The sequence below is a fragment of the Lysobacter enzymogenes genome, from assembly GCF_017168095.1.
Lineage (GTDB): Bacteria > Pseudomonadota > Gammaproteobacteria > Xanthomonadales > Xanthomonadaceae > Lysobacter > Lysobacter enzymogenes_D.
Genome location: NZ_LXSD01000279.1, coordinates 1 through 14350, shown reverse-complemented (window position 1 = coordinate 14350; position 14350 = coordinate 1). Strand labels below are relative to the sequence as shown.

Sequence of the window (14350 nt, the reverse complement as noted above, 5' to 3'; positions counted from 1 at the left end):
ACGACCCCCAAATGAGCCTGCTGCCTTCGACGGATCGCGAGCAGTCGGCTCGGGGGAAGGGCAAGGCGTCGTCGGTTCGTTTGGGCGTGGTGATGGACCATCGCACCTGGCTCGGATTTCTGGCCGATGAATGGTGGCCGCTGACCCCGGATACGGACTCGGTCCAGCTTGGCGTCGGCTGGCCCTGCGGCCAGGAGGTCGAAGGCCGGATAACGGTAACGGTCTGGTTCGACCCGAGCCGTTTGGCGGCATTGCCGGTGTCCATATTGCGCGATGGCATCTGGCTCGACGAGTCGTTGGCCAATCTGGATCGCGACGATGTCGAAGTGCTGTGGCCGGGGCCGCTGCCGCTGTTTGCGGTGGAGTCGTTCGCCGTTTCCACCGATACCGATGCAGTGCGTCTGGTCGCACTGGCCAAGGGATTGAGCAATGTCGGCGCGCCGGAGCAGCCGATCCACGTTCGTACCCTGGACGTGCGTGCGCCCCGCGCGGATCCGGTGAAACCGCCGACGCAGTTGCGGCCGCCGCCTGACTGGGATGCCCTGCGCGGCGCCGTGGCGATGGCAACCCGGGCCGTGCCGACGACCGATCCATGGTTCGATCTGCTCTGCGCGAGCCTTTCCCGGGCCGAGGACGAATGGCCCGAGCAGGCGTTGGCGGCGATGCCTTGGTGGCGTGACGTGCCTTGGCGACGCGGCGGCTGCGTGCAGGCGGATTCGTTGTGGGCGGCGATGTTGGCGGTGTTCGGCGCGGCACGGCTTCGCGAGCGTTGGAATCCGCACGAAATTCTCCAGGCGATCGGCGAACGCATCGCACCGCAGCAGCGAGCGCATTTCGACGAACTGCGCGTACGTACGCAGGAAATCCTTGCCGACCAACGGTCGATCGACCCCTCTTTAGGTATCGCGGATCCGTTGGGGCTGGTGCTGCAATTGGTGTTGCTGCGACCGGGCGTGGAGCGATTCGAGACCTGGAAGGACGATTTGCCCGCAATGCCGCCAGCGGTGTGGTGGACTGGCGCGACCTTGGCCGGAATCATCACCGGGTATCGCGATCTTCCTCTGGGCTTCCGCGGCTCTTCCGCATTGCGTCGTGCTTTGGCGCTGCGCGTCTGGCAATTTGCCGATGATGCCGATCGCGAGCGTGATGCGGCGATGTGGTGGAATGCGCCCGCGGATCGCTTTCACTGGACCGTGGACGAGCGCATGCGTCTTTTGGCGGGCGACGAGCCTTTGGCGGCGCGTCGGACCAGCTCGCGCGGCGGCTGGTACCGGGCGGATCTGTCTGACCCTGTAGTGCGGCAGGCCGCGTTGGCCTTGGTCAATGAGCACGACCCGGGAGGCTTGCGGCGAAAACTCGCGCTTCGCGATCGGCGTATCGAAACCGCGGGGAGCGGCAGCTTGCGCTTGGTCGACGGCGCGCTCGTCGTCACCGGCGAAGTGGATTTGCTGTTGGCGCCCGCGGACATGTTGGCGCAAGAGTTCGATGCGCAACGTTTTCGCGCCTGGATCTTGAACGGCAGCATCGCGGCACGGTTGCCGGATCCGCCCGGCATGATCGAACTGGAGGCCGACGAACCAGTTGCGAAGCCCGATACGCGCGCCAAGCCGGCCTCCGGTGGCGGACGGCGGGTGGCCGAGCCAGCGGGCGATGCTTATGCGGACAAGCCGCCCGGCCTGACGATCATGCAGCGGTTCATCGAGGAGGACGAGGAGCGCCATATCCTTGCGTTGATCGATGCCGAACCGTGGCTGGACGAGCTCAAGCGCCGTGTGCAGCACTACGGCTGGAAGTACGACTACGGCAAACGCAAGATCGAGCCGGAGGCTTACCTCGGACCGTTGCCGGACTGGGCGCAGCGCCTGGGCAAGAAGTTGGTCGACGGCAAGTTGATCGGCCGCATGCCGGATCAGGTCATCGTCAACGAATACATCGAAAACCAGGGTATATCGGCTCATAAGGATTGCCTCAGCTGTTTCGTGGGACCCATCGTGACGGTGAGCCTGTGCGAAACCTGGGCGATGGTGTTCAAGGGGCCGGGCAAGAGGAAAATCGAACTCGATCTGCCTCGCTACAGCGCGGTGGTGCTGGATGGGCCAGCGCGCACGCAGTGGACGCATGAAATTCCCAAACGCAAGAAAGAAGGCGGCGTAGTGCGTCATCGCCGGGTCTCGCTGACTTTCCGCAAAGTGGCGATCGAGCACGATTAGCGCAGCGCCGGATCGGCCGACAACGCCCGCAATAGCTCGGTATTGAAGCGCGACGGCGCTTCGACCTGCGGCGAATGACCCAGATCGTCGAATTCGACCAGCTTGGCGCCGGGAATCGCCTTTGCGGCAGCGCGGCCGAGTTCGGGATATAGCCCGAGCCGGGCCTTGAGCGCGTCGTCGGCGAGGTCGCGGTTGATCGCGGTGCGGTCGCGCTGGCCGATGAACAAGGTGGTCGGCACGCGCAGGCGGGCGAACTCGTGCACGACCGGCTGGACGAACACCATCTCCGAGGTCAGCGCCTGGTTCCAGGCCACGCGCTCGCGGCCGGGGCCGGCGTAGAGCCCGGCGAGCATGTCGACCCAGCGCTGGTATTCGGGCTTCCACTGACCGCTGTAGTAGACCTCTTGCTGATACTTGCGGATCGTCGCGGCCGTGGTCTTGAGTTCGCGCGCGTAGTTCTCGTCGACGCTGCGCCACGGCACGCCGAGGGCTTTCCAGTCTTCCAGGCCGATCGGGTTGACCAGCAGCAGGCGCTGCGCGGCGTGCGGGTACATCAGCGCGTAGCGCGCGGCGAGCATGCCGCCCATCGAGTGGCCGACGATGCTGGCGCGCTCGATGCCCAGCGAAGCGAGCAGGGCATGGGTGTTGGCGGCCAGCTCGTGCAGGCTGTATTGGTGATGGGCGGGCTTGCTGGATTTGCAGAAGCCGAGCTGGTCGGGCGCGACCACCCGGTAACCGGCGTCGCGCAGCGCGGCGATGGCCGACTCCCAGGTCGCCGCGCAGAAGTTCTTGCCGTGCAGCAACACCACGGTGCGGCCGTTGGGCCGCTCGGGGCGCACGTCGAGGTAGGCCATCTGCACCGCCTCGCCCTGCGAGCCGAAGCGGTAGCGCTGCACCGGATAGGGATAGTCGAAGCCTTCCAGCTCGGCGCCGTAACGCGGCGTGGACGGCTGCGAGCCGGCAGCGAAAGCGGCGGCGGACAGCAGGCAGGACAGGAGCGCGGCGGTCGGGCGCATGGCGTGGCCTCGGCGGGAGTGACGGCAGGCCATCGTAGGGCAGCGCCGCCGCGACCGCCGTAATGCATTGGGCTATAGCGCGGCGCTCGCGGTTCAGTGCTTCGCGCCGGCCGCTTCGCGCAAGCGCCGCACCTGGGCCGGATCGACCGCCGCGTTCTGCCCGCCATAACGGCCGCGCAGCCACTGCGCCAGCGCGGCGACGTCGCGGTCGTCCAGCTGATCGGCGAAGCCGGGCATCTCCTGCATCCGCTCCAGCCCCGGCAGATCGTGTTCGGGCAGGCCGTCGAGGATCGCCACGATCAGGTTGTGCGCATCGCGATCGCGCACGCCGGTGTTGCCGGCCAGCGCGGGCGCGACGTGCGGCACGCCCTGGCCGTCGCGGCCGTGGCAGCCGGCGCACAGGGCGAAGTAGTGCGATTGCGCGGGCGCGTCGCCGCCGTTCGCGGCGGCGGCCGTCCATGCGACGGCCGCGGGCGGCGCGTCGCCGAGCAGATAGGTCGCGATGGCGTCGATGTCCTGGGCGCTGAGCCAGCGCGTCGACAGGTTCACCACCTTGAGCATCTCGTCGGAGGCCACCGCATGCTTGGCGACGCCGCCGGCGAGATAGGCCTGCAGGCCGGCGCGGTCCCAGCCGCGTGCGGCCAGCGCCTGCGGAGTCAGCGCGGGCGCGGCGAAACGGCCGAGCGCGTCGTTGCCGGCCAGCGGCCGCGCGCGGTCGACCTGGCCGAGCCAGCCGCGCGGGCTGTGGCATTCGCCGCAATGGCCGAGGGTTTCGACCAGGTATTCGCCACGCTTCCATGCCGGCGACTGCCCTTGCGAGGCCGGCCGCGCCTGCGCGCCGGCGAACAGCAGGTTCCAGGCGTGGATGCCGGTGCGGATGTTGAACGGAAAGCCGACGCCGTTGGCGAGGTTATGCTGCTTCACCGCCGGTCGCGTCATCAGATAGGCGTAGATCGCGTCGCTGTCGGCGCGCTCGAGGGTCTTGTACGACACGTAGGGCATGGCCGGATACAGCTGATGGCCGTCGCGCGCTTCGCCGCGGGTGATGGCGTGGAAGAAATCGTCGGCGCTGTAGCGGCCGATGCCGCTGTCGGCGTCGGGGGTGATGTTGGTGCCGTGGATGACGCCGAACGGCGAGGCCAGCGGCACGCCGCCGGCGAACGGCGCGCCGCCGTCGGCGGTGTGGCAGGCGGCGCAGTCGGCGGCGGCGACCAAATACTTGCCGCGTTCGATCTGGGCTGGCGTGGCCGTCACCTGCACCGCTGGCCCGCGGCGATACCACCAACCGATCAAGGCATCCACGGCCAACCACACCAGCGCGATCAGCAGCGCCCACAGGATCAGGCGTTTCCAGCGGCGCTTGCTCATCGCGGCGTCTCCGCTTGCGCGCGCACCCGCACGTTGGGCAGCTTGAGTACGAGCGCTTCCACCGCCTGGTAATAGCGCACATAGCCGGTGCAGCGGCACAGGTGCGGATCGAGCGCCTCCAGGATCAGCGCGCGCAGTTCGTCGCGCGCGTACTCGCGCCCCGGCTGCTTGCCCAGGCGCTCGAGCAACACCGTCGCGGCATTGACGAACCCCGGCGTGCAATAGCCGCACTGGAAGCTGAAGTGATCCAGAAACGCCTGCTGCACGGCCGACAGTTCCACCAGCGCGCCGTCGGCGTCGCGCTTGGCGTGGCCTTCGACGGTGCGGATCGACTTGCCCTGGAAGTAATGCGCGCCGGTGATGCAGCTGCGCACCTCGCGCGGGCCGTGCTCATCGTCGACGATGACCGTGCAGGCGCGGCACACGCCCTGGCCGCAGCCGAAGCGGGTGCCGGTGAGGCCGAGGTATTCGTGCAGCACGTCGACCAGCATCATGTCGTCGGGCACGTCGATGGGGCCGTGGTCGCGGCCGTTGATGCGCAAGCGCAAGGGTTTCAGGCGCAGGCTGCTCTGGTTCATGCGTGGGCCTCGCGCGCGCGCTGCGCGGTCTCGGCGGCCGCGAGCGCGGTCAGCACCTTGTCGGGAGTGATCGGCAGCTCGCGCAGACGCAGCCCGGTGGCGTGGTTCACTGCGTTGGCGATGGCCGGCACGATCGCGATCATCACCACCTCGGCGATGCCCTTGGGCGCGTCGCTCGGCGACAGCGGCGGCAGCAGCTCGCCGCTCTGCGCCCACACCGCGACGTCGTGCGCGCGCGGCAGGGCGTAGCGGTTGAAGTTCCAGGTGCCGTCGCCGGGGCCGCCTTCGTACAGCGGCAGGAATTCGTGCAGGGCGTGGCCGATGCCCATCGCCAGGCCGCCTTGCAACTGGCTCGACACCAACTCGGGAACGATCGGCGTGCCGCATTCGAGAATCGAATGGTGGTCGAGCAGTTCGACCCGGCCGGTCGCGGTATCGACCGCGACTTCGGCGATCGTGCCGATGGCGGCGTAATAGGTCACGCCGGCGTTGTTGCGCTGGGTCGGCGGGTAATGCGCGCGGCTGCGTTCGATCATGCGATAGCCGTCGGCGGTCGGCGTGCCCGCGCCGGCGCCGCGGCCGTCGCCCCAGCGCAGGGCGACGCCGTCGAGCGGCAGGCGCGCGTCGTCGCCGGACAGCGGATAGTCGGCCTCCGCCCATTGCCAGCGATTGAAACCGTGCACCGTCGCGCCGGTGGCCAGGCCGAGTTCGAAGGCCTTGGCCGCGAGTTGCTGCAGCGTCAGCGGCGCCAGCCCGGCCGCGCTGAGCCGGCCTTCGACCCAGCGCGCGTCCTCGCGCCGCACCGCCAGCGGCGCGAGTTGGCCGCCGCCGTAGCCCTGGCCCCACAGCGCCAGCGCCGCCGGCCATAAGCCCTGGGTGAACACCAGCCGCGCCGCTTCGCGGGTGGCGTGGCTGAAGAAGAACGCCGAGTTGCTGGCGCTGGACGGGCTGGCGTAGTTCGGCGTCCAGCGCGGATCGCCGACGTGCGCGTCCTGGGTCGCCTGCGACATGGTCCAGGTGTCGTCGGTGGCGTGCATCGGCAGCGCCGACCAGTCGGTTTCGCCGGTCAGCACCTCGTCGGCCGGGCGGCCCAGCCACTTCGCGCACACCGCGGCCTGGCTGGTGGCCATGCCGGTGCCCATCTCGACGCCGATGTGGCGCAGGCGGATGCGGCCCTGCGGCGTCAGCGCGACCTCGGCGAACGCGGCCTCGCCGCCGGTGCCGTAATCCTTCTGCACGCAGCCGTAGCCGACGCCGTAGCGCTTGCCGGGATGGGCGGCTTCGTACTCGCGCTTGCGCTTGTGGCGCTGGGTCCACAGCGGGTGTTCGCGCGATTTGCGCAGCACCTCGTCGGCGCGCTGGGCGCCGGCCGGGATCGCGCCCTGGGTGTTCTTCATGCCGGTGGCGAACACGTTGCGCAGGCGCAGTTCGATCGGGTCTAGCTGGAGTTCGGCGGCGATTTCGTCGATCAGCATCTCGGTCGCGCCCATGCTCTGCAAGGTGCCGTAGCCGCGCGCCGAGCCGGCGTCGAGCGCGCGCGAGGCGATCACGGTGCTGCTCAGGTCGCTGCGCGGGAAGTAGTAGATCGACTGCGCCGCGGTCGCCGCGACCAGGCACACCGACGGCGAGAAGTTCATCCGCCCGCCGCCGTCGCCGGTCATGCGGCCGTGGAATATCTCGAACTTGCCGCTGGCGCGGTCGGCCTGCAGCCGGTAGCGCATGCGGAAGCTGTGGCGCTTGAGGCTGGACTGGAACTGTTCGTAGCGGTCGTTGGCCAGCCGCACCGGCCGGCCGCCGCCGTACAGCGCGGCCATCAGCGCCACGAACGGGAACGGGTTGTGGTCCTTGGAGCCGTAGCCGACGGTGTAGCACGGATGCAGCACCAGCCGCTTCACCCCGAAGCGCGTCGCGGCGAGCATGCGCGCGCCGTCTTCGGCGATTTCGTTCGGCGACTGGGTCGCGCTGACCAAATGCACGGTGCCTGTTTCGGCATCGAACCAGCCGTTGGCGTTGTCCAGTTCCATCGCCGCGGTGTCGATGGATTGCGAGAAGTATTCGCGCTCGATCACCAGCTTGCCGGCGGCCGGTGTGGCCAGTTCGGCCTCCATCGCATCGGCGTGGGCCACGCCCTGCGCGTCGAGCTTGCCGCCGGCGTCGCCCTTGACCCACTCGGGATTTTGCTTGCGGTAGCCGGTGGGGAACAGCACGGTGTCCTTGTAGCTGGAATAGACATCGTCGGCGTAGGCGTCGCCGCCGCCGACGCGCACGTAGCGGAACGTGGCCCACGGCGCGCGTTCGAGCGGGCCGGTCTGTGCGCCCCAGCGGATCAGCTCGGGGCGGAACCTGAGCCGGTTCTTGGCCGCGCGGAAGCGGGCGAAGTCGTTCCAGATCAGCAGCGCGACGGCCTGGCCGAGATAGGCCGGGGTCTTGCCCGGCGGCAGCAGCGGGTCGTCGCCGTAGAACGCGGGGAAGGCGACGCCGTCGCGGGCGAGGTCGTCGGCGCCGACGATGCGGTCGGGCTGCAGGTCGGCCGGCAGCGAGGACAGGTCGAAGCCTTGGTAGACGCGGTCGGCCAGGGTCGCGCGCAGCAGCATCGCGTGGGCTTGCTCGCGCGGCCAGCCGGGCAGGTCGCGCGAGCGCATGTCGAAGCTGAAGACCTTTTCTCCGCTGGCCTTGGCGGCGGCGTCGGTGCGGTAGCGGATGCGGCCGGTGGCCGGATCCCACGGCATCGGCCGCAGGCGTTCGCGTTCGAACAGGGCGGCGAGCGCGGCGCTGCCGGGCGCGGCGACGTAGACGCCGATGCCGGCGATCACGCTGCACTTGAGGAAATCGCGGCGGCTGAGGCGGGCTGGCATACGCGGCTGGCTCCGGCGGACTCCGGGCCATAGTAAGCGCATGGTGCGGGGCAAAATGCGGTGAAATCCGCGTGCGTGCGGGCGGTGTGCGGCGGGTGTGGCGCAGGGGATGAAACAGCGTGAGCGAAGGTGTGCGGGGTGTGTCGCGTCGGAGCGGACAGCGTCGGGGCTGAAGCCCCTCCCACAAGGAGCGTCGGTTGCCTTGCTGTTGTGGGAGGGCCTTCAGGCCCGACGCTTTCGGCTCAGGTCGCCATGAAGCCTCCAGGCGCAGCGAATCGAGGCTGAAGCCTCTTACGAATCGCGCCGGTCGCCTTGCTGTTGTGGGAGGGTCTTCAGGCCCGACGCTTTCGGTTCAGGTCGCCAGCAGGCATCCAAGCGCGGCGCATCGAGGTTGAAGCCTCTTACGAACCACATCGGTTGTCTTGCTGTTGTAAGAGGGCCTTCAGGTCCGACGCCTTTCGCTCAGCCCACGCCGCGCGCTTCAGCAGCGATCGAGCCAGCGCCCGATCTGCGCCGCGGCCTCGTCGGCGCGCGCCTGCAGCAGGAAATGCGGTGCGTCCAGGGCGATGCATTGGGTTTGCGGCCGTGCGCGTCGGATCTCGTCCCAACTGTCGTGCGATACCAATCGGTCGGCCGTGGCGCGCAAGTACAGCGTGGGCACAATGACTTCGGCCAGCGCCGCGCGCGCGTCGGCACGCGCGATTTCGCCCAACCGTTTGCGCAGCACCGCCGGATGCAAGACCTCCAGCGCGGCGCGCAGCCGTTGCCGCCGCTGCGGCGTCGACCACCGGCCCAAGGTCATGCGCGTGACCGCTGCTAGCGGCGCGCGCTGCAACGGCAGCGCATGCGTCCACGCGGGCAGCGCCGCCAATCCCAGCGGCGACCACGGCGGCCGCGGCGCGCGCGCGAACGATGCGCACAGCACCAGCGCCTTGAGTTGTGCGGGGCACAGCGCGGCGAGCCGGATCGCGATCGGGCCGGAAAAGGACTCGCCGATCAGCGCGAAGGGTTCTTGCGCGGGCAGTTGCGGCCACACCCATTCGACCAGTTCGTCGTAGCCCAGCGCCGGATCGTTGGGATACACCAGCGCGCGCGCATCGAAGCGCGGCCGCATCGCGTCGAGGAAGTCCGCCAGCAAGGCGCCGCCGCCGTCGAGCCCGGGCAGGACCAGGCAGCGCATGCTCAGCCGCGCCGGCGGCGCGCGGCGCGGCTGAGGTCGCGCGCCTGCCCGGGTTGCGCGGCGAGCGCCGGCGCGTCGTCGTCCTCGACCAGTCGCGCTTGCAATCGCTGCAGCGCCTTGAGCACTGTCGCGCGATGCCGCGCCAGCTTCATCCACGCCGGCAGGCGCGAGATCATCGATGCGTTGCCGGCGCTGCGCAGGCGCTCGCGCTGGGTCGCGGCGACGTAGCGCTGCAGTTCGTCCAGATGCTCGGCGTTGTAGGCCCACAGCAGGCCGTGACGGGTCGGTTCGAGCAGGCGCAGCGGCAGGCCCAGGTGCGGGTCGCGCGGCTCGGCGCCGCGGTGCGGGTGCATCCGCACCTCGACCTCGCTGTCGCGTTTGCACGCGGGGCAGCGCACGTTGACCCGTTGCGGCGCGTGCGCGGGTCTGCCCGGATAAACGCGATTCACGCCCAGCCACTGGTGTCCGCAATAGCCGCAGGGCCGACGCCCGTACGCGCGCACCGGTCCGAACCAATCGCCCTGCGCCGCGTGCAGCCCGCAGCACGACATCGTCGCGGCCCGCAAGCCGCAGCCGGCGCAGGCGAAACGCACTTCGTGGCTGTCGCGCCGTGCGCGCACTTGTCCTGCGCGCGCGCAACGCGGGCAACGCACTTCGATCAGCCCGGCGTAGCGCCACAGTCCGTGGCCGTCGTCGGTGTGTCTCAGCGGGGCGTCCATGCCGTGTGCGTCCTCAGCACTCGATGACGTTGACCGCCAGGCCGCCGCGCGAGGTTTCCTTGTACTTGTCCTGCATGTCGCGGCCGGTGTCGCGCATGGTCTTGATGACCTTGTCCAGGCTGACCTTGTGCTTGCCGTCGCCGCGCATGGCCATGCGGTAGGCGTTGATCGCCTTGACCGCGCCCATCGCATTGCGCTCGATGCACGGGATCTGCACCAGCCCGCCGATCGGGTCGCAGGTCAGGCCGAGGTTGTGCTCCATGCCGATCTCGGCCGCGTTCTCGATCTGGCTGGCGCTGCCGCCGAGCGCGCCGACCAGGCCGGCGGCGGCCATCGAGCAGGCCACGCCGACTTCGCCCTGGCAGCCGACTTCGGCGCCGCTGATCGAGGCGTTTTCCTTGTACAGGATGCCGACCGCGGCCGCGGTCAGCAGGAAGTCGCGCACGCCCTGCAGGTTGGCGCCGGGGCAGAAGCGGTCGTAGTAGTGCAGCACCGCCGGGATGATGCCGGCCGCGCCGTTGGTCGGCGCGGTCACCACGCGGCCGCCGGCGGCGTTTTCTTCGTTGACGGCGAGCGCGTAGAGGTTGACCCAGTCGAGCACGGTCAGCGGATCGCGCATCGCCGCCTCGGGTTTCGCCGACAGTTCGGCGTGCAAGGTCGGCGCGCGGCGCGAGACGTGCAGGCCGCCGGGCAGGGTGCCGGTCTCGCGGATGCCACGGTTCACGCACGACTGCATCGCCGCCCAGATTTCGTCGAGGCCGGCGTTGATTTCTTCGTCGCTGCGCCACACCCGTTCGTTGGCCATCATCAGCTGGGCGATCGACAGGCCGCTGCGCGCGCACTGCGCCAGCAGCTCGTCGCCGGAATGGAACGGGTAGGGCAGGTCGGTGGTGTCGGCGACGATGCGGTCTTCGGCCGCCTCGTCCTGGTTGACCACGAAGCCGCCGCCGACGGAGTAGTAATCGCGCGTGGCGATGACGTTGCCGTCGCCGTCGAAGGCGGTGAAGCGCATGCCGTTGGTGTGGAACGGCAGCTTCTGGCGCTTGTTCATGATCAGGTCGTGCTTCTCGTCGAAGCCGATCTCGTGGCGCCCGAACAGATTGATGCGCTTGGTCTTGCGGATGCGTTCCAGCGCCGCCGGGATGATGTCCGGGTCGATCTGGTTCGGCCAATGGCCTTCCAGCCCCATCAGCACGGCTTTGTCGGTGCCGTGGCCGCGGCCGGTCAGCGCCAGCGAGCCGAACACTTCGGCGCGCACGCGCGCGGTGCGGGCGAGGTCGGCGCCGGCTTCGCCCTGGCCGCAGCCTTCCACCAGCCAGCGTTCGATGAAGCGCGCGGCGGCGCGCATCGGCCCGACGGTGTGCGAGGAACTCGGGCCGATGCCGATCTTGAACAGGTCGAAACTGCTGACTGCCACGTTTGGCTGCTCCAACTGGGGTCGGACGGTGCTGGCGACCCGCGCGAGGCGGCGCGGCGCGCCGGCGCCGCGAGGGCGTGTATACGCTTATTCTACGCGCGGCCCGCGTCGCTCCGCGCCCGAATTTGCGCGGCGCCGCACGCGATTGCGCCATACCCGGGCGCATTGAACAGCCGCCGGCCGCGCGCCGGCGACCCGACCAGGAAGCGACTGTGCTGACTTTGTTCCAACGCGACGATTGCCACCTGTGCGACCTGGCCCTGGCGGCGCTGGCGCAGGCGCGCGCGCCGGAGTTCGAGAGCGTCTTCATCGACGAGGACGCGGCGCTGGAAGCGCGCTACGGCACGCGGGTGCCGGTGCTGCGCGACGAGGCGCGCGGGGTGGAGCTGGACTGGCCGTTCGATGCGGCGAAGCTGACGGTCTGGCTGGGCGAGCCCTAAGCCCCCCCTGTAGGAGCGGCGCGAGCCGCGACCGCGACAACGCACCTACGACGCAAGTTTCGACGCAGTTGCGTTGCCGCGGTCGCGGCTCGCGCCGCTCCTACAGGGAGATCGCAAAGAAAAACGGGGCCGCGTGGGCCCCGTTTGTGCTTGCGGCGCGGGCTTACTTGGCCGGCGCGAAGGTGACCTTGGTGCTCACCGCCACTTCGTTGGGAATGATCGAGGTGTCCTTCCAGTCGCCGTCGCCGACCTTGAAGTCCAGGCGCTTGACCGTGGCCTTGCCGGTCAGCACCGGCTTGTCGCCCGGGGTCCAGGTGAAGGTCAGCACGACCGGCTGGCTGACGCCGCGCAGGGTCAGGCTGCCGTCGGCGGCGTACTTGTCGCCGCCCAGGCTGCGGAACTTGGTCGCGCTGTAGCGCGCCTGCGGGAACTTGGCGATGTCGAAGAAATCCGCGCCCTTGAGGGTGTCGTCGCGTTCGGCGTTCTTGGAGTTGGCGCCGGCCAGCGGGATCACCACGTCGAGCTTGGAGCCGTCGAGCCTGGCCGGGTCGAAGCTCATTCGTGCGGTGAAGCCGGGGAAGACGCCGGCGAAGACTTCGCCCTGGTACTTGGTGGCGAAGGTCAGGGTCGAGCCGGCCTGCTGCACGTAGTCGGCGGCGAAGGCCGGCGCGGCGGCGAGGGTCAGGGCGGCGGCCAGGGCCAGGGACTTAAGGCGCATTGCGGTTCTCCGGGGAAGCGGGGGAAGGGGAGGCGGGTTGCGGCTCGGCGGCGGCGCTGGCGAGGCGGCGCCGGCCCGGCAGCATCCGGGTCAGGGTGTCGTCGTTCTGGAACAGATGGTGGTAGAACGCGGCCGCGGCGTGCGCCAGCACCAGCGCCAGCAGCAGCCAGAAGCCGTATTCGTGCAGGTTGCGGCTCAACTGCGCGAGTTCTTCGTTGCGCGCGGCCAGCTTGGGCAGGTTGAACAGGCCGAAGTACTGCAGCGGGTAGCCGGCGGTGGAGTTGAACAGCCAGCCCGACAGCGGCAGCGCGAACATCAGCGCATACAGCGCCCAATGGGTCAGCGAGGCGATGCGTTCCTGCCAGTGCGGCGTGCCGGCGACCGGCCGGGGCGCGCCGGCGTAGACGCGCCAGGCCAGGCGCAGCGCCACCAGCGCCAGCAAGGTCAGGCCCAGCGACTTGTGCAGGGCGTAGATCTTGATCTTCGACGGCCCGTTGCTCATGTCGGTCATGGTCAGGCCGATGATGGCCAGGGCGGTGATCAGCAGCACGATCAGCCAGTGCAGCGACTGGCTGACGGGGCCCCATCGGTCGGCGGTGTTCTTCAAGGTCATCGGCTGGGCTCCGGTCGGGGCTGGGCGGGGGCGGGCGGTGCGGGGTCGGGTCGCGCGGAATCCGAAGGTGCAGGCGGATCGGCCTGGGCGTCGGCGCCGTCGTCCCCGGCTGCGGCGGGGGCCGCGCTCTTGGGCGAGTCGCCGACGTACTTGTCGCGCACCGCTTCGGCTTCGATGCGCAGCTCGACCTCGTCGCCGATCACCGACTTCCAGGCGTCGATGCCGAACGCGGCGCGGCTGAGCGTGCCGGTAGCGGAAAAACCGGCGGTGCGGTGGAACGGCGGCAACGGATGGCGCTTGAGCGCGTTGAATTTGACGTCCAGGCACAGCGGGCCGTCGACGCCGTGCAGGCTCAGGGTGCCGCAGACCTTGAAGCGCTGCGGATCGCCGGCGGCCGGTTCGACCTGCGCGGACACGAAGCGCGCGGTCGGCCAGCGCTTGCCGTCGAGCAGGTTGCGCGCCAGCGCGGCCTTGTTCCACTTGTCGTCGCCCAGGTCCAGCCGGGTCAGCGGCACCTGCACGTCGAGGCGGGCGCTGCGCCAGTCGGCCGGGTCGAAGCGCAGGCTGCCGGCGGCGCCGGAGACGGTGCCGATGGCCTGGGAGAAGCCGGCGTGGGACAGGGCGAACATCACCCGGGTGTGGACCGGGTCGAAGCCGTAGCTGGCCAGGCCCGCCGGCGCGTCCGCCGGCGCCGGGTCGGCGAGAGCGGCGCCGGGCAGCGCGGCGAGCGCGGCCAGGACGATGGCGCAAGGGCGGTTGAGAGACATGGCAGCTCCGGCAAGGTTCGGCAGGGATTCTAGGCACAGCGGCGCAAGGCCGCGTCCAGACGCGCGCAACGATCCGTTTCGGCGCGGCGGCGCATTCGGACCGGACTCGTCGCGGCGATCCTCCGGAGCGGATTCCCGGCAGGCGGCCCGGCAACAAAACGAGGCGCGCAGCGGGGCGGAAGTTCCGTGACTTGCCTCGCGGACCGGTTATCGCCGAGCCTTATGCCCGGGGAAAGTGCCGGATACGGTCACGCAAACCGTAATCCGGCGGCCATGATGCGGTCAGCCGTTCGTCAGCGAGGCGTCAGTTTCGCTGTCCTGCGCGCCGCCGATGCGCCGCCAGGACGGCTTGTTTCGAAGCGGGAGGGAACCGGATGCGGGCAATGCGGTTAGGCGCGCGAGCGCGCGCGGCGCGAGCCGGGGCGCGGGCGCTGTGGTTGTGCGCCGGCCTGGCCGCGGCGGCGCCGTG

General features: G+C 69.8%; 13 protein-coding genes. 2 read left to right on the top strand and 11 right to left on the bottom strand.

What is annotated here, in order from left to right; genetic code table 11:
- Positions 1 to 11: 11 nt before the first annotated feature.
- Complete coding sequence (locus tag A7A76_RS08525) at positions 12 to 2210, top strand: alpha-ketoglutarate-dependent dioxygenase AlkB (RefSeq protein WP_206410798.1); 2199 nt, start codon at positions 12 to 14, stop codon at positions 2208 to 2210.
- Here the strand turns inward: A7A76_RS08525 and A7A76_RS08520 are convergent.
- The 7 genes from A7A76_RS08520 to A7A76_RS08490 all read right to left on the bottom strand — a co-directional run bounded on the left by A7A76_RS08520 (position 2207) and on the right by A7A76_RS08490 (position 11343).
- Positions 2207 to 3226, bottom strand: a complete 1020-nt coding sequence (locus A7A76_RS08520) for an alpha/beta fold hydrolase (RefSeq protein WP_206410797.1) — start codon at positions 3224 to 3226, stop codon at positions 2207 to 2209. The two genes, A7A76_RS08525 and A7A76_RS08520, sit on opposite strands and share 4 nt — an antisense overlap.
- 93 nt (positions 3227 to 3319) lie before the next feature.
- Positions 3320 to 4594 (bottom strand): c-type cytochrome, encoded by a 1275-nt coding sequence (locus tag A7A76_RS08515; protein WP_206410796.1) that lies wholly within the window; start codon positions 4592 to 4594, stop codon positions 3320 to 3322.
- The gene (locus A7A76_RS08510; RefSeq protein ID WP_206410795.1) at positions 4591 to 5172 is read right to left on the bottom strand and encodes a (2Fe-2S)-binding protein; all 582 of its coding nucleotides are present in this window, start codon (positions 5170 to 5172) and stop codon (positions 4591 to 4593) included. The genes A7A76_RS08515 and A7A76_RS08510 overlap by 4 nt, the downstream gene beginning before the upstream one ends.
- Positions 5169 to 8027: a xanthine dehydrogenase family protein molybdopterin-binding subunit gene (locus A7A76_RS08505; protein WP_206410794.1), complete on the bottom strand. Its 2859-nt coding sequence runs from the start codon at positions 8025 to 8027 to the stop codon at positions 5169 to 5171. The genes A7A76_RS08510 and A7A76_RS08505 overlap by 4 nt, the downstream gene beginning before the upstream one ends.
- 481 nt (positions 8028 to 8508) lie before the next feature.
- Positions 8509 to 9207 carry an alpha/beta fold hydrolase gene (locus A7A76_RS08500; protein WP_206410793.1) on the bottom strand — a complete coding sequence of 233 codons (699 nt, stop codon included), beginning with the start codon at positions 9205 to 9207 and terminating at the stop codon, positions 8509 to 8511.
- Positions 9208 to 9209: 2 nt separating this feature from the next.
- Positions 9210 to 9926, bottom strand: a complete 717-nt coding sequence (locus A7A76_RS08495; protein WP_241200817.1) for a hypothetical protein — start codon at positions 9924 to 9926, stop codon at positions 9210 to 9212.
- Positions 9927 to 9939: 13 nt separating this feature from the next.
- The gene (locus A7A76_RS08490; RefSeq protein ID WP_206410792.1) at positions 9940 to 11343 is read right to left on the bottom strand and encodes an L-serine ammonia-lyase; all 1404 of its coding nucleotides are present in this window, start codon (positions 11341 to 11343) and stop codon (positions 9940 to 9942) included.
- Between the two features lie 212 nt (positions 11344 to 11555).
- Here A7A76_RS08490 and A7A76_RS08485 point away from each other — a divergent pair, with 212 nt between their 5' ends.
- Positions 11556 to 11783, top strand: a complete 228-nt coding sequence (locus A7A76_RS08485) for a glutaredoxin family protein (RefSeq protein ID WP_206410791.1) — start codon at positions 11556 to 11558, stop codon at positions 11781 to 11783.
- A gap of 163 nt (positions 11784 to 11946) precedes the next feature.
- On the opposite strand, the gene A7A76_RS08480 is transcribed toward A7A76_RS08485, so the two are convergent.
- The 4 genes from A7A76_RS08480 to A7A76_RS08465 form a co-directional block, all read right to left on the bottom strand.
- The gene (locus A7A76_RS08480; protein WP_206410790.1) at positions 11947 to 12501 is read right to left on the bottom strand and encodes a YceI family protein; all 555 of its coding nucleotides are present in this window, start codon (positions 12499 to 12501) and stop codon (positions 11947 to 11949) included.
- Entirely contained in the window at positions 12491 to 13114 is a 624-nt protein-coding gene (locus A7A76_RS08475) for a cytochrome b (protein WP_206410789.1), read from the bottom strand. The genes A7A76_RS08480 and A7A76_RS08475 overlap by 11 nt, the downstream gene beginning before the upstream one ends.
- Entirely contained in the window at positions 13111 to 13881 is a 771-nt protein-coding gene (locus A7A76_RS08470) for a YceI family protein (RefSeq protein ID WP_206410788.1), read from the bottom strand. The genes A7A76_RS08475 and A7A76_RS08470 overlap by 4 nt, the downstream gene beginning before the upstream one ends.
- A 282-nt stretch (positions 13882 to 14163) precedes the next feature.
- The coding region (locus A7A76_RS08465; protein WP_206410787.1) for a hypothetical protein at positions 14164 to 14350 on the bottom strand (187 nt) is incomplete at its 5' end.

Bases quoted from the DNA above. Each gene is read 5' to 3' on its own strand.
- A7A76_RS08525 (WP_206410798.1), top strand. From the start codon at position 12: ATGAGCCTGCTGCCTTCGACGGATCGCGAGCAGTCGGCTCGGGGGAAG.
- A7A76_RS08520 (WP_206410797.1), bottom strand. From the start codon at position 3,226: ATGCGCCCGACCGCCGCGCTCCTGTCCTGCCTGCTGTCCGCCGCCGCT.
- A7A76_RS08515 (WP_206410796.1), bottom strand. From the start codon at position 4,594: ATGAGCAAGCGCCGCTGGAAACGCCTGATCCTGTGGGCGCTGCTGATC.
- A7A76_RS08510 (WP_206410795.1), bottom strand. From the start codon at position 5,172: ATGAACCAGAGCAGCCTGCGCCTGAAACCCTTGCGCTTGCGCATCAAC.
- A7A76_RS08505 (WP_206410794.1), bottom strand. From the start codon at position 8,027: ATGCCAGCCCGCCTCAGCCGCCGCGATTTCCTCAAGTGCAGCGTGATC.
- A7A76_RS08500 (WP_206410793.1), bottom strand. From the start codon at position 9,207: ATGCGCTGCCTGGTCCTGCCCGGGCTCGACGGCGGCGGCGCCTTGCTG.
- A7A76_RS08495 (WP_241200817.1), bottom strand. From the start codon at position 9,926: ATGGACGCCCCGCTGAGACACACCGACGACGGCCACGGACTGTGGCGC.
- A7A76_RS08480 (WP_206410790.1), bottom strand. From the start codon at position 12,501: ATGCGCCTTAAGTCCCTGGCCCTGGCCGCCGCCCTGACCCTCGCCGCC.
- A7A76_RS08475 (WP_206410789.1), bottom strand. From the start codon at position 13,114: ATGACCTTGAAGAACACCGCCGACCGATGGGGCCCCGTCAGCCAGTCG.
- A7A76_RS08470 (WP_206410788.1), bottom strand. From the start codon at position 13,881: ATGTCTCTCAACCGCCCTTGCGCCATCGTCCTGGCCGCGCTCGCCGCG.